Origin of the sequence: Pseudomonas sp. MG-9, from assembly GCF_018729515.1 — a bacterium.
Lineage (GTDB): Bacteria > Pseudomonadota > Gammaproteobacteria > Pseudomonadales > Pseudomonadaceae > Aquipseudomonas > Aquipseudomonas serboccidentalis.
Window position 1 is genome coordinate 984,286 of record NZ_JAHHZH010000001.1, and the last position, 14,213, is coordinate 998,498.

General features: G+C 59.4%; 10 protein-coding genes and 1 tRNA gene. 3 read left to right on the top strand and 8 right to left on the bottom strand.

The genetic code is table 11. The features are described from left to right. Window positions 1-17 precede the first annotated feature (17 nt). Window positions 18-1,595, top strand: coding sequence for an aldehyde dehydrogenase (NADP(+)) (locus KKQ10_RS04465; protein WP_215500342.1), 1,578 nt, complete (start codon window positions 18-20; stop codon window positions 1,593-1,595). A gap of 3 nt (window positions 1,596-1,598) precedes the next feature. Next, complete coding sequence (locus KKQ10_RS04470; RefSeq protein ID WP_215500343.1) at window positions 1,599-2,867, top strand: FAD-dependent oxidoreductase; 1,269 nt, start codon at window positions 1,599-1,601, stop codon at window positions 2,865-2,867. Between the two features lie 95 nt (window positions 2,868-2,962). Here the strand turns inward: KKQ10_RS04470 and KKQ10_RS04475 are convergent, their stop codons facing one another. Beyond that, window positions 2,963-7,675: an RHS repeat-associated core domain-containing protein gene (locus KKQ10_RS04475; RefSeq protein WP_215500344.1), complete on the bottom strand. Its 4,713-nt coding sequence runs from the start codon at window positions 7,673-7,675 to the stop codon at window positions 2,963-2,965. 407 nt (window positions 7,676-8,082) lie between these two features. Between KKQ10_RS04475 and KKQ10_RS04480 the strand changes: the two genes are divergently transcribed. After that, complete coding sequence (locus KKQ10_RS04480; RefSeq protein ID WP_215500345.1) at window positions 8,083-9,045, top strand: Dyp-type peroxidase; 963 nt, start codon at window positions 8,083-8,085, stop codon at window positions 9,043-9,045. 27 nt (window positions 9,046-9,072) lie between these two features. Here the strand turns inward: KKQ10_RS04480 and KKQ10_RS04485 are convergent, their stop codons facing one another. The 7 genes from KKQ10_RS04485 to KKQ10_RS04515 all read right to left on the bottom strand — a co-directional run bounded on the left by KKQ10_RS04485 (window position 9,073) and on the right by KKQ10_RS04515 (window position 14,207). Further along, complete coding sequence (locus tag KKQ10_RS04485; protein WP_215500346.1) at window positions 9,073-11,061, bottom strand: peptidase U32 family protein; 1,989 nt, start codon at window positions 11,059-11,061, stop codon at window positions 9,073-9,075. Window positions 11,062-11,265: 204 nt separating this feature from the next. After that, window positions 11,266-11,646: a RidA family protein gene (locus KKQ10_RS04490; protein ID WP_127646776.1), complete on the bottom strand. Its 381-nt coding sequence runs from the start codon at window positions 11,644-11,646 to the stop codon at window positions 11,266-11,268. Between the two features lie 172 nt (window positions 11,647-11,818). After that, window positions 11,819-11,893 (bottom strand) — tRNA-Gln (locus KKQ10_RS04495). A gap of 136 nt (window positions 11,894-12,029) precedes the next feature. Next, complete coding sequence (locus KKQ10_RS04500) at window positions 12,030-12,413, bottom strand: DUF1801 domain-containing protein (protein WP_215500347.1); 384 nt, start codon at window positions 12,411-12,413, stop codon at window positions 12,030-12,032. A 38-nt stretch (window positions 12,414-12,451) separates the two neighbouring features. Beyond that, complete coding sequence (locus KKQ10_RS04505) at window positions 12,452-12,847, bottom strand: hypothetical protein (protein WP_127646772.1); 396 nt, start codon at window positions 12,845-12,847, stop codon at window positions 12,452-12,454. Between the two features lie 107 nt (window positions 12,848-12,954). After that, on the bottom strand, window positions 12,955-13,617 hold the full coding sequence (locus KKQ10_RS04510) for an Imm43 family immunity protein (protein WP_215500348.1): 663 nt from the start codon (window positions 13,615-13,617) through the stop codon (window positions 12,955-12,957). Beyond that, entirely contained in the window at window positions 13,593-14,207 is a 615-nt protein-coding gene (locus tag KKQ10_RS04515) for an Imm43 family immunity protein (RefSeq protein ID WP_215500349.1), read from the bottom strand. The genes KKQ10_RS04510 and KKQ10_RS04515 overlap by 25 nt, the downstream gene beginning before the upstream one ends. Window positions 14,208-14,213: the final 6 nt, after the last annotated feature.

Sequence of the window (14,213 nt, forward strand, 5' to 3'; positions counted from 1 at the left end):
AATTATCAGGAAGCGCCATGACTCTGACAGGCCACATGCTGATCGGCGGCCAAGCCATCGCCGGCAGCCGTGAAGCGATCTTCGCGATCAACCCCGCCACCGATGCCGTGCTGGAACCGGCCTACGCCGGCGGCAGCGCTGAGCATGTCGAACAGGCCTGCGCCCTGGCGTGGCAAGCGTTTGATCGTTATCGCGAGACGTCCCTGAGTGCTCGCGCCGAATTTCTCGAAACCATTGCCGACGAGATTGAAGCCCTCGGCGATGAGCTGATTGAGCGTGCGGTGGCCGAAAGCGGCCTGCCGCGTGCACGTATTCAAGGCGAACGCGGGCGCACCTGCGGACAACTGCGCACCTTCGCCCGTACCGTACGCGCTGGTGAATGGCTGGACGTGCGGGTCGATCAGTCGCAACCACAACGCCAGCCGCTGCCGCGTTCGGATTTGCGCCAGCGGCAGATCGCGCTGGGACCGGTGGCGGTGTTTGGCGCCAGCAACTTTCCCTTGGCGTTCTCCGTCGCCGGTGGTGACACCGCTTCGGCACTGGCCGCCGGTTGCCCGGTGATCGTCAAGGCGCACAGCGCGCATCCCGGCACCAGTGAACTGGTGGGCGGAGCGCTGACCCGGGCGGTGAAAAAATCCGGTTTGCCGGAAGGCGTGTTCTCGCTGCTGTTCGGTTCCGGCAACGAAGTCGGCATCGCGTTGGTCAGCGATTGGCGCATCAAGGCCGTGGGCTTCACCGGTTCGCGCAGTGGCGGCCTCGCGCTGAGCAAAGCGGCACAGGCGCGGCCCGAGCCGATTCCGGTGTACGCGGAAATGAGCTCGATCAATCCGCTGCTGCTGTTCCCGGCGGCCCTTGCGGCGCGGGGCGAAGCGCTGGCGCAGGGCTTCGTCGCCTCGCTGACCCAGGGCGCCGGGCAGTTCTGCACCAATCCCGGATTGGTCATTGCTCGCCAAGGGACGGCGCTGGACAGTTTCATCGCGGCGGCCGCTGAGCATGTCCAGCGCAGCCCGGCGCAGACTATGCTCACACCGGGCATTTTCCGCGCCTACGCAAGCGCTGTCGGCGCGCTGGCCGAACACCCGCAAGCGCAGCGCGTGGCCAGCGGTCTCCCGGCCGAAGGGCCGAACCCGTGTCAGGCGCAGTTGTTCGTCACCCGGGCGCAGGACTTCCTCACCGACGCACGTCTGCAAGGTGAAATCTTCGGCGCGGCGTCGCTGATCGTACAGTGCGCCAACGACGATGAAATCCGTCAGGTTTGCGAGCATCTCGAAGGCCAGTTGACCGCCACCTTGCACCTGGATGACGCCGATCTGGACCGCGCCCGGGCCTTGTTGCCGACACTGGAGCGCAAGGCCGGACGCCTGCTGGTCAACGGCTGGCCGACCGGGGTCGAAGTGTGTGATGCGATGGTGCATGGCGGGCCGTTTCCGGCCACTTCGGACTCGCGCAGCACCTCGGTGGGCACGGCGGCGATCCAGCGTTTTCTGCGCCCGGTGTGCTATCAGGACTTCCCCGACAGTCTGCTGCCGTCAGCGTTGCAAAAAGCCAATCCGCTGCACCTGCGGCGCTTGCTCGACGGTCAGAGGGAAGCCTGAACCATGCCCGACAACCTCACAGCGGACAACGCCGACATCGCGGTGATCGGCGCCGGCATCATCGGCGTCGCCTGCGCCCTGCAACTGGCGCGTCAGGGCCGGCGGGTGGTGGTCATCGACCGTCAGCCGCCGGGCCATGGCGCCTCGTTCGGCAACGCCGGGCATCTGGCCACCGAGCAGGTGTTTCCGATTGCCGACGCATCGATCCTCAAGCGCCTGCCGGCGATGCTGATGGACCCGATGGGCCCGCTGCGCCTCGACTGGAAATACATGCCGCGCGCCGTGCCGTGGTTCACCCGTTTGTTGCTGAACCTGCGCCCGGCGCCGTTCCAACGCACCATCGCCGGGCTGCGTGCACTCAACGAAAGCAGCTTCGCCGCCTGGAATCGCTTGCTGCAGAGCATCGACCAGACGGGTCTGCTCAAAGAGGACGGCTCGCTGCTGGTGTTCGAGCGCGCCGAATCGCGGCAAGCCATCGAAGCCCTGCAGGCGCGCATGCGCCAGCAACAGGTGCCGGTGGATTTCTGGTCGGCCAGTACCGTGCAGAACAGCGCGCCGCAACTCAGCGCGCAGATTCAGGGCGGCTTGTTTTTCCCGCGCACCGGGCACTTTCTCGACCCGTATCGAGTGGTGTGTGAACTGGTGAGCGCCGCCAAAGCGGCCGGCGTGCAGTTTCTCGAGCAAGAGGTGCTGGGCGGCCAGTTGCAGGAACATGGTGTGTCGCTGATCACCCATCAGGGCCGCTTCACCGCGCGCCAGGTGCTGATCGCCTGTGGCGCGCACTCGGCAAAACTCACGGCTGCACTGACCGGCAAACAAGTACCGCTGGACACCGAACGCGGCTATCACCTGATGCTGCCGCATGAGCACGAGCGGCTGCCATTCGCGGTCACCTCGCTGGAGCGCAAGTTCATCATGACGCCGATGGCCGGCGGCTTGCGCCTGGCCGGCACCGTCGAGTTCGCAGGTCTGGAGCACCCGCCGTTCATGGAACGCGCCTGGCAGTTACACCGCTTGAGCAAGGGCCTGTTCCGCCGCGACTTGAATGCTGAAGACGCGACGCCATGGATGGGCTTTCGCCCGTCGCTGCCGGACTCGCTGCCGATCATCGACAAGGTCTGCGACGGCAAGGTGCTGCTCGCGTTCGGGCATCAGCATTTGGGGCTGACGCAGGCGGCGATTACGGCCGAGATGATTGCGCAGCTGGCACCACCGGCAGCTGCTCCGGAGCAACTGCCAACGCTTGCGGCCCTGCGGCTGGATCGCTTTTAAACAACAAGCAGCGTCAGACCGGCATCCACCCGATGCCGGAATTTGCTCACGTTCGCGCCGAGGTGATGGAAAAGGCTGGACTCAAGAAGTGTCCGCTATGGCTTTTTTTGTAGCCCTGCTCGATAGGCATCACGTTGTTGAATATTTCCTTGTAGATCGGGATTGTTGATCGGTATGTGGTTCTCCGCAGGGATGTCCGAAGGTTTACCCTCATCATTCAGACGTATTTTTCCAGGGTCTACTTTGTGAGCGTGGGGAACAGGTACTTCCGCATTAAGGTCCCCACACCTGTGAATCCTCACCACTGAGCCATCTTCCGCATACCAGTTTTCGTTAGCCGGATTGGGTGGACCCTTCTTAGCAAACTTCTCTTGCGTCAACATTTTCTGAATTTGAAGAATATCTTTTCCCTTAATTGGCGGTAAGTCTGAAGCGCTGGAAAAGAATCTGAGATTTCTTGAGAGTGACGGTGAACGACTGAAAAACTTCATCATCAATCCATACGGATCAATCCAGAGCACCGGGTTTGGCGCATATTGATAAAAATTAAGCCCTCCCGCATAGCTGATCGGATCCGGACTGATAAACCGCCCAACCGCCGGGTCGTAGTACCGATGCCGGTTGTAGTGCAACCCTGTCTCATGATCGTGGTACTGCCCCTGAAACCGTATCGGGTTCACTACGCCTGACTGCAGCGCCGATTCCGAACGTCGCTCCTGCACTTGCCCCCAGGCCTTGTACTGCGCGCTCCAGGCCAGATTGCCAGCAGCGTCCGTCAGCTCCTGCGGTGTACCGAGGTGGTCACACTGGTACCAGAGCACCGCATCGAAGACCGATGCTGCGGGTTGGCGGGTCCATAGAGGATCGTCCTCAAGGCTGTAGTCTTCGCCGTATTCTGGTGGGGCAGATAAATCGATGGGGGCATTGCGGATCGCCTGTACCAACGGCACAAAACTGTCCGGCTCATAGAGATAATGAACGGTGCGCCCCGCCCCCCCATCCTGCTGGCCCGGACTGCTTTCCCAAGCCAGGTGGTCGCCGTCCCATCCGTACAACGTGAAACCGCAGCCATACTCCCGTTGCGCCCGGGCCTGTTCGGTGCGGTTCCATTGCGAGCCGGCCTGCGAATGATGCTTGAAGTGTGCGCTGGACCTTTTGTAAAGCCGCCGTCCCATCGCGTCATAAGCAAAATCAACGGTCAGGCGCTGGTCTTCGAAGTGCACCAGCCGATCGAAAAGATCCCATTGAAACTGGCTGCGGTCGCCCTCCTGAGCACGCTGAATCAGGTTGCCGCGCTCGTCATAATCGTAGTGAATGCCGGCCTGTTCTTGCAGCACATTGTCTGCCCTTCTGTTGTGCGCAGGCGTCTGATCCAGCGGACGACGGATCTCGTTAGCGGTGTCATCCAACAGGTTACTCGCCGGGTCGAAGGCAAAATTCTCCACGCCTTGGCGGGTCGTGACCGACAGCAGCCGTTCCACAGGATCGTAGCGATAGCCGATTGGCCCGCGTCGGCTGTCGTTGATATCAGTGAGCTGGCCGGCCGCATCATATTGATAGCCGCGCTTGAGCAGTGTTGAGCGGTCATCGCGGCGTACCAGTATTTGCTCCTGGAGTCGGCCGAGCGCATCCCACTGCTGCGTTTGCAGCAGTTGATTGCCCTGGTGCCTTGCGATTTCGCGATGCAGGTCATCGCGCTCGTAGCTGATCAGGTCGTGCTGGTCCAGCCGCAGAGCCAACAGATGTCCGCTGCCATACGTCAACCAACTGACCCGATGACCATCCGGGCGAATAGTCGCGATCCGCTGGTTGAGCTGGTCGTATTCATGCTGCCAGACCGCAACGGTCGGTTGCTCCAGGCTCAGGTAGTGTTGATGCTCGCGCAGCAGGTTGCCGACCGGATCAAAAAACCATTGCAGGCGACTGTCGGCGTTGCTGGCCTGAATAAGGTTGCCATTGCCATCGTAGGCGAACGTTTCACTTTGGGAGTGCCCCGCCAGACTGACCACGATTTCAGTCAAGCGCCCCACTGGATCGAAGCGCAGCGAGCGCCGGTGCTCGCCGCTGATCACACACATCAACCGGCCACTTTCCGGCGCATATTGATAGCAGGTGGTTCGTCCGTCGAAGCCACTCTCTTCCAGCATTCGCCCCATGGCGTCGAACCGGAAACGGGCAATGGCCTCGTTCTCATTTTCAAGCGCCAGCAATTGCCCGACACGATCCCAGCGATAGCGCAGGGTCTGCTCGCAGGCGTCAACGCGCTCGGCAATCATTCCGGCAGCGTTATAGGACCATGTCGTGCACCGTTCAAGACCGTCGGAATACGCCAGCAGTCGCCCTTCGGCGTCGTACTCGAAGCGTTCCTCGCTTTTATCCGCTCGCTTGATCAGCACGACCTTGCCGCAGCGGTACTCATACTCGGTACTGTTCCCCGCCGCGTCAGTGAAACAGATCATTTGTCCACGATCGTCGTATGCCCAGCGACTCTTCTTGCCGGAACAATCAACAAACTCGACCAACTGGCCGTCGCCGTTACAACTCAACTTTTTCCCGCTGCCGTTGGCCTCCTTGATAGCCGCCATCAGGCCGTCGGCCTTGTAGATGAATTGCGTCCGGTTACCCAGCGGATCGAACATCTCCACCAGACTGCCGCGATCATCGTAACCTCGACGCCACAACCCGCCTTCGGCATCAAGGATCTTGATCAACTGATCCTGATCATCAAAGGCGTAGTGCACCACACTGTCATCGGCGCGAATGTGTTCGAGCAGGTTGCCACGGGAATCGTAGCAGTAGCGATCGACGCCGCCATCGGCGTGAACATGGCGCAGGACGTTCTTGGCTTCATCGCGAAACAGCCATTCGGAGCGTCCATCGGCGTAACGGATGCGGTAGGTGTAGCCAAGGGCGTCGCAGTAGTGCCAGGTCTGATTGCCGAGGGCGTCAGTGACGCGGGTCAGACGGATACGCGGATCCCATTCCAGCTGCGTATCGAAGCTGCCATCGTCCGCCCATTCGCGAATCGCTCGGGCATTGGCCCCCGCCCCTTGCCATTGCAGGTTGGTGCCGCGGCCAGTGCGATCGGCGTAACGCGTCACCAGATGGTGCTGGTATTGATACGCCCAGGCTTCGCCGTTCTCGTCTTGCGCCTGGATCAAGTCGCCCAGTTCATCGTACTGATAGGCGCACAGTTGCCGCTGCGGCACGCCATCGACGATTTCCCAGAGGCCAGTCAGTCGACCGTGATCATCGATCAGGGTGCCCAGGTGCCGGTGGACCTGGGTCATGTCGCCCTGATAAGTCATCAGATCCGACAGCACCGAACGCTCACCGTGGCGATGCTCGTAGTGCAACATGATCGCGGCACCATTGCGCAGAACGATGCTGATCAGTTGAAAACTCTCGCCGTGCCAGACGTAGCACTCCTGCCGTTCGAAGCCGCGACAGAGCAGCAACTGCTCTTCGCTGCTGCGCACCAGCGTCAGGTTTTCGATGGGGTCGTAATGCGTTGCGCCGACTTCGGGTAGCGGAAAGCCGATCTGACGGCCATCGGATTCGTGAAACGCCAGACCATTGCCAAGACGATCAAAGCGCGTGGTGAACGGGGTGATCCAGCGAGCACCAAGCACGTCCTTGTCATAGACATCAAGGCTGGAGCAATAGGTTCGGGTCCAGTCGATCGGGAACGGTCCCGGTAACGAGAAGTCCGTGTGATCGAACGACTCGCTGCCCACGGCAAAGTTGATGCGCCGACAGGTGCTGCACAACACTTTGTTCTTTTCTTCGTTGGGAGGTTTATCGGCGGGGACCTCGTCCTTGCGCACCTCCAGCGCGCCTTCGCCGGCCATGTGCCTGGCCTGGCTTGTGGTCGTCGGTTTGACGTTAGCGCCCTGCCCTTGGTCATTGCGCCGACGCCAGGCCTCTACCGCCTGGGCGAGTACCTGCAGCAGGCCGCCAATGGAGTGTTGCTGCTCGACATTGCCTAGGCTGGTGATCCGCGTGTGCAACTCGGTTGCCATTGCCCGCAATGCGGCCACAGTGTCGAGAAGCCGTTGCCTGACCTGAGCAGCAGGCAACGTTGGGGGCCCGCTGCTGGCCATGCCACGACCAGCCGCTTTGCAGGCATTGGCGACAGCGGCGAAAAGGTTGCTGATGGTCGCCTTGGGATCGTGCAAGAACTGCTCGACCGGCGCCCCGGCCTGGTGCTGGAAAGGCTTGCCATCGAGCGCAGCGTTACCGGCGCCCTCCAGGCCATTGGCAATTTCGTTGACGACACTCGTACCTAGACTGGCCGCGGCTTCGAGAATCTCCGGGAGTCGGGCCTGAGCCTGCGTCACGAAATCATCCAGAGTGCCGACGATATCGGCGTTCAGATGGCCAATGACCGTTTCAATCAGCGAATCACCGAGCACTTGTTTGCCGCTCTGGCTCAGCGTCTGGCGTACCAGAAACAGTGTCGGACGCAAGCTCATGCGTGCAGCGGCCATGTTTGGCGGCGCAGGCAGGGCTCCGATCAGGTTGATACCCAGGCTGACCCAGTCCAGAGGCTCGCGTCTTGGGTTGTCGCAGAGTCCGGTGATGTCGTTCAAGACATCGACAAGCGCCATGATGTTGCCGGCGGTGGGCAGTGCACCGGCCTGCGTCTTGATGCGCTCAAGCGTCACCTGATCGGCGCTGTTTGCTCTGAGCCAGGCATCGAACCGGGCGGCGCTGCGCCCGACATCTTCGACCTGAATCAGGTTCAACGGAACAACCGCGACTTGTGGCTGATGCGGGTCGATGGAGCTCTCGATCGATGCGAACATTCCATTGTTCCTCGTACGAAGCTGCCCACGGGGCTGCCAGTGTGCGAAAGAACAACCAAAAGTCATGCCAGCCAACCTGTGGCCATTACTTATCAAGAACTTGAAATCAAACCGCCGGGGATAGCGCTGTTCCACCGCGCCAGACAGGGTAGAAGTGCGCAAGAAGTTGCGCAGTACTGCGCAACTTCTTGCGCACTTGGCTACCAAGCGCGGTCTAGAGCGCCGGCATGGCCATTCCAGGGCACTACTCACACATCAACTGTGCAACTTCTTGCGCAATCGCATTCTGGCGCCGTGATCCGGATTCAGCCCTGCATGGGCCCCGCTCAACAATAATTTGGCGGCGATTCTGCTAAGGTCATGCAACTTTGTCTGACCGCCCAAGCAACTGTTTCAGGATCGCCAATATGCCAACTGATCACACTTCCCCGGAACCGCAGGCCATCTGCAACCCGATCACCAGCGCCGCGATCTTCATCGTCGCCACGCTGATGCCCGGTAGCGACGCCGCCAGCCAGGTGCGCGGCTGGTGCGGCGACATCGCCGCCCTCACCCGTTCGGTCGGCAAGCGTGTGCCCAACGGCAACCTGTCGTGTGTCTGCGGATTCAGCGCCAATGCCTGGGACGCCCTGTTCGGCAGCCCGCGCCCGGCGTCGCTGCATCCGTTCCGTGAGTTTGGCGTCGAGGGTCGCCGTGCGGTGGCCACCCCGGGGGACATCCTGTTGCACATCCGTGCCGACCAGATGGACCTGTGTTTCGAACTGGCGACGCAGTTGTGCAGCGCACTCAATGGCGCGATCACGGTGGTGGATGAGGTACAGGGTTTCCGCTACTTCGACATGCGCAGCATCATCGGTTTCGTCGATGGCACCGAGAACCCGGTGGGGCGCAAGGCGGACCATTTCACCCTGATCGGCAACGAGGACCCGGCGTTCGAATCCGGCAGCTATGTGCTGGTGCAGAAGTACCTGCACAAGATGGACGCGTGGAATGCGCTGAGCGTCGAGGCTCAGGAAAAGGTGATCGGTCGTACCAAGCTGGCCGACATCGAACTGGGTGAAGAGGTGAAACCGAGCAACTCCCACAGCGCCCTGACAACCATTACCAAGGACGGCCAGGAGCAGAAGATACTGCGCGACAACATGCCGTTCGGCCGCCCAGGCGCCGGCGAATTCGGCACCTATTTCATCGGTTACGCGCGCTCGCCGGAACCGATCGAGCAGATGCTGGAGAACATGTTTGTCGGCAACCCCGTCGGCAACTATGACCGGTTGCTGGACTTCAGCACGGCGGTCACCGGGGGTCTGTTCTTTGTGCCGTCAGCCGACCTGCTCGAAGCGCTGGCGGATCGCGAGCCGGAGCAGGCGTGACACCGTAGCGCCACGCCCGCCCGTCACTCAGTGTGGCGCGCGCGGGATGGTTTTCAGCAGGTCTTCCGGGCTGATGTGGCCGACCACACTGCCCGGTTGCGGCATGTTGAGGATGTGGCCTTTCATCTTGCCAATGATGTGCATCTCGCACGGCTTGCAGTCGAACTTCAGGGTCAGCACTTCGTCGCCGTGAATCAGCTGCATCGGCGCGACCTTGGTGCGCACACCGGTCACGCCCTTGGCCTGTTTCGGGCACAGGTTGAACGAGAAACGCAGGCAGTGCTTGGTGATCATCACCGGCACTTCACCAGCCTCTTCGTGGGCCTCGTACGCCGCATCGATCAGCTTCACGCCGTGACGGTGATAGAAGTCGCGCGCCTTCTGGTTGTAGACGTTGGCCAGGAACGACAGGTGCGACTCCGGGTACACTGGCGGCGGCGTGGTTTCGGCCTTGCGGCTGCCACGCGGGTGCGCCGCGACACGGGCGGCAGTCAGGGCTTCGATCACTTCACGGCGCAAGGCCTTGAGCTGCGAGTTCGGGATGAAGAACGCCTGCGGTGCATCCAGTTTCACGTCGATGGCGTGGTACTGGGTGGTGCCGAGCTGACCGAGCAGATCCTGCAGTTGCTCAAGCGCCTGCTCCGGCTTGTTGGCGACACCGAACGGACCGTTCAGGGTCACGCTGGCACTGATACCCTCTTCACTGGTGGCGGTCACTTCCAGTTGCTCTTCACGCAGACGCGCCACCCAGCTCAGGGCCACGCGGCGCTCGGCGGAAGTCTTCTGCAGCGCCTGTTGCCAGTTGTGGTCGAGGTTACGGTTCAGCGGATGATTCGGGCGCAGCTTGTACAGGCCTTCCGGCATCTCGTTCGGCTCGACGCGGTAGCGATAGCGCTTCTCGCCATCCTCTTCGAACTCGCCCTTCGGTTCGGCGATGTTGGCGCGAAAACCCACCACTTCACGCTTGACCAGCACGTTCAGGCCATCGCCATTGGACAGCGGCTCCTGGGTCACGACCTGCATGTCACGCTTGCCGACTTTCTCGACCGTGCCCACTGGCAGACCGGTGAAGGTCGGCGAGTCGAACGCGCCGATGTCGATCTTGCGATCGGTGACGAAGTAGTCGGTGCTGCCACGGTGGAAGGTCTTTTCCGGGTCCGGCAGGAAGAAGTGCGCGGTGCGACCGCTGGAGGCACGAGCCAGGTCCGGGCGGTCTTCGAGCACGTCATCGAGGCGCTGGCGGTAATAGGCGGTGATGTTCTTCACATAGCCCATGTCCTTGTAGCGACCTTCGATCTTGAACGAGCGCACACCGGCCTCGACCAGCGCGCGGATGTTGGCGCTCTGGTTGTTGTCCTTCATCGACAGCAGGTGTTTTTCGTAGGCGATCACCCCACCCTTTTCGTCTTTCAGGGTGTACGGCAAGCGGCACGCCTGGGAGCAGTCGCCCCGGTTGGCGCTACGGCCGGTCTGCGCGTGGGAGATGTTGCACTGCCCGGAGAACGCCACGCACAGGGCGCCGTGAATGAAGAACTCGATGGCGGCATCGGTTTCGTCGGCAATGGCGCGGATTTCTTTCAGGTTCAGCTCACGGGCCAGCACCAGTTGCGAGAAACCGGCCTGATCGAGGAACTTCGCCCGCTCCAGCGTGCGGATGTCGGTCTGGGTACTGGCATGCAGCTCGATCGGCGGGATATCCAGTTCCATCACGCCCAGATCCTGGACGATCAGCGCGTCGACACCGGCGTCGTACAACTGGTGGATCAGCTTGCGCGCCGGCTCCAGTTCGTTGTCGTGCAGGATGGTGTTGATGGTGGTGAAAATGCGCGCGTGATAACGGCGGGCAAACTCCACCAGCTCGGCGATTTCGCTCACCTCGTTACAGGCATTATGGCGCGCGCCGAAGCTCGGGCCACCGATGTACACGGCGTCGGCGCCGTGCAGGATGGCTTCACGGGCAATGGCCACGTCACGGGCGGGGCTGAGCAGTTCCAGGTGATGCTTGGGCAAGGACATAGTTTTTTTAGTCAGGCGGTCACGGTTAAGGCGCGCATTGTAGCTGCGAAACGCCCGGCCGGCACGCCTGTGCTGCCAAGTGGCAACTCAATCCGCCTCTGTAGGAGCTGCGGCACGCTGCGATCTTTTGACTTTGATTTTCAAGATCAAAAGATCGCAGCCTCTTTGCACTCGACAGCTCCTGCACAGAGATGCGGCATTACATCAGGCCTTGGCGGCCATCGCGGTGACTTCCACACGCATGCCTTCAACCGCCAGCGATGCCACGCCCACAGCGGCGCGAACCGGCCATGGCTTGGCGAAGAAGCGCTTGTAGACTTCGTTGAACGCCGCGCGGTCAGCCATGTCGGTGAGATAGATAGTCAGGTGCATGACCCGATCCATCGAACTGCCCGCCCGCTCCAGCGCCACTTTCAGCGCTTGCAAGGTGCATTCGCTTTGCAGGGTGATGTCGCCCAGCTCCAGGCTGCCGTCGGCGCGAGTCGGGATCTGGGTCGAAACCAGAATGCCGTTGAAACCGACAACGTCGGAGGAAATCGAATCCACATCCGGATCAGGGGTGAAGCTGAGGTCTTGATTAGCCATGTAAGTCTCTTGTCTGGAGAGAGTGAGGGTCGCCGGCGAACAACCTGCCGGGACTTTTCGCGGGGGAGTTTACAACAGTCCCCCGCTCCGGCTCAGGCAACCGTCGCGGCCAGACACAAATCGCACGCATAAAAAAACGCCAGCCCTTTCGGACTGGCGTTTTTCTTGAATATGGCAGGGGCGGCTGGATTCGAACCAACGCATGGCAGGATCAAAACCTGCTGCCTTACCGCTTGGCGACGCCCCTGTATCTCAAGCTCTGTAACAAGCTCTGCGAGAATGGGCCGCAATTTACCAACCTTTTTCTGATCTGGGAAGCCCCAAGTGCAAAAAAATTGTTTTAAAACAGCCAGTTATTTATGAATCAGGGCAAACGCCGCGTTTCACGTCGACAAATTCAACGCAATCGCCTCGCGAATCAGCGCTTTCAAGGCCTGCTCATCGAGCTGATCGCCCTCGTGAATATCAATCGCCCGCCGGGTGTTGCCCTCCAGGCTGGCGTTGAACAACCCCGCAGGATCGGTCAGCGCCGCGCCCTTGGCGAAGGTCATTTTCACCGCGGCCTTGTAGGTCTCGCCGGTGCAAATGATGCCACCCCGCGACCACACTGGAACCCCCCGCCACTTCCACTCCTCCACCACCTCGGGATCGGCCTGGTGAATGACCTTGCGGATCTCGCCGAGGATGGCGCCGCGCCAATCGGCCAGTTCAGCGATTCGTGCGTCGATCAGGGCCGAGGCGTCGGTGAGCGGTGTTTCGGGTTTCATGGCGGAGGTTCTCCATGGCGTCGTTTGAATCGGTTCGATTACAAGCCGATTTGCTTGAGTCCCTCGCGCATTCCCTGATCCGCTTGCTCGCACCATTGCTTGAGGCTCAGATCCGGCGGGAGGTTGCCTTCCAGGCTCTTGTATTGACCGTCGGCCAACACTTCGCCCTTGCGCCCGAAACCTTCGTTCTTGTCGCCATCGGCCTTGTCGAACTCGCCCGGCATATTGGCAACGAACGCCACCATTTTGTTGGCGTTTTCAGTGCTGTCCGCTTTCAGATAGCCCTTGTCGACGCAATGCTTGATCAGGCCGGACATGTTGCGACCGGTGTCGTACATGCCTTTCAGGGTAGCGGGATCTGGCGTTTCTGCGCGAGCCAGGCCGGAAAGGCCGATAGTGGTGGTCAGTGCGAGGATCCAAGAAGTGGCTTTCATATTTATTCCTTTAAGATTAGAGCGATTTAAGTTCCATCATGGCGTCAATTACTTCTTACTCAACCAACTCATGGGCTGAGCACAGCCATCCTATTGTCTTGCCGTTTTCAAACTCTTCTGATCCCGGACCATTGAACGGAGTCTAACGGATTGAACTCAACACCTTTGAATCCCTCCGCCAACTTTTTGAATGTTTCAGAGCAGACCAGACTGTCGCTACCAGAAATCAGCCGTTTATATTTGAACAGGTCCAACTTCCAATCATCAGGAAGAACCAGCTTTTTAAACCTGATCGGCCTACTATTTTCCTCTACAAATGTGGATCTCGGATCACTGTTAGCCCGCACATCCAGTTCCTCAAACAACACGGCATGGTAATCCTTTTTCGAGATCCTCTCACCCGCTTCTGACAGAACCTGGATTTTCACGCTGTCGACAATATTGACTTCAACCTGACGACAGGCAGCCAGAAACTCGTCACTCACGACATAAAAGAACTTTGAAACGCTACGGACATCGAAATCATAAAACTTGTCCTTGGATATAAGAACCATACCCTCCGGAAAAGTAGTGCGTGGCCCGGGCTTTCCTCTTTCTGCGTACCAAGGGAAAAAGCCGAACTCCACACCCTTTGTATCTGCATAGAATTTATCAAAAAGGTCGGCATATAAAATCCCTGACGGGCAACCCGGCGCTTCTTTCTGAGACAGAACATAATAATTCATCGTATTGCAATCAGCCATACTCAAACTGGCTTGATAGCCGACCAAACCACATCTTCCAAAGGCGTAAAGTTCACCCCTTTAATATCTTTTGCAAGCGCCTTGAATTCACCCGAACAAATAAGTGTATTACTTCCTGAAATCAAACCCTTGAATTTGAACAGATGACGTTTGAAATCGGTAGGCAGCACTAACTTTTTGAACCTGAAAATCAATCCATCCTCTTCTATAAAAGTAGAAGCAGGATCGGTCTCCGAGCGCACATCCAGCTCTTCAAAAAGTACGGCATTGTAATTTTTTGATGAGATTTTTTCCCCGCCCTTGGAAACCACCTGAATGGCTACAGCATCAGTAACGCCTACGTCTAAATCGCTGCAAACAGACATGAAGTCGTCACTAACTATGTAAAATCGCGCCACGCTCCTTATATCAAAGTCATAGAATTTGTCTTTAGAAATAAGCACCATTCCTTCAGGATAGGGCGTGTGTGTTTTGTAATGAATTTTCTCCGCATACCACGAAAAAAAACCATGCTCGACAGCTTTGGTATCCGAGTAAAATTTATCGTAAAGATCGGCTTGCAAGAAGCCTGTCGGGCAACCAGGCTCTTCCTTTTGAGAAAGCACATAAAATTCCATATCAAC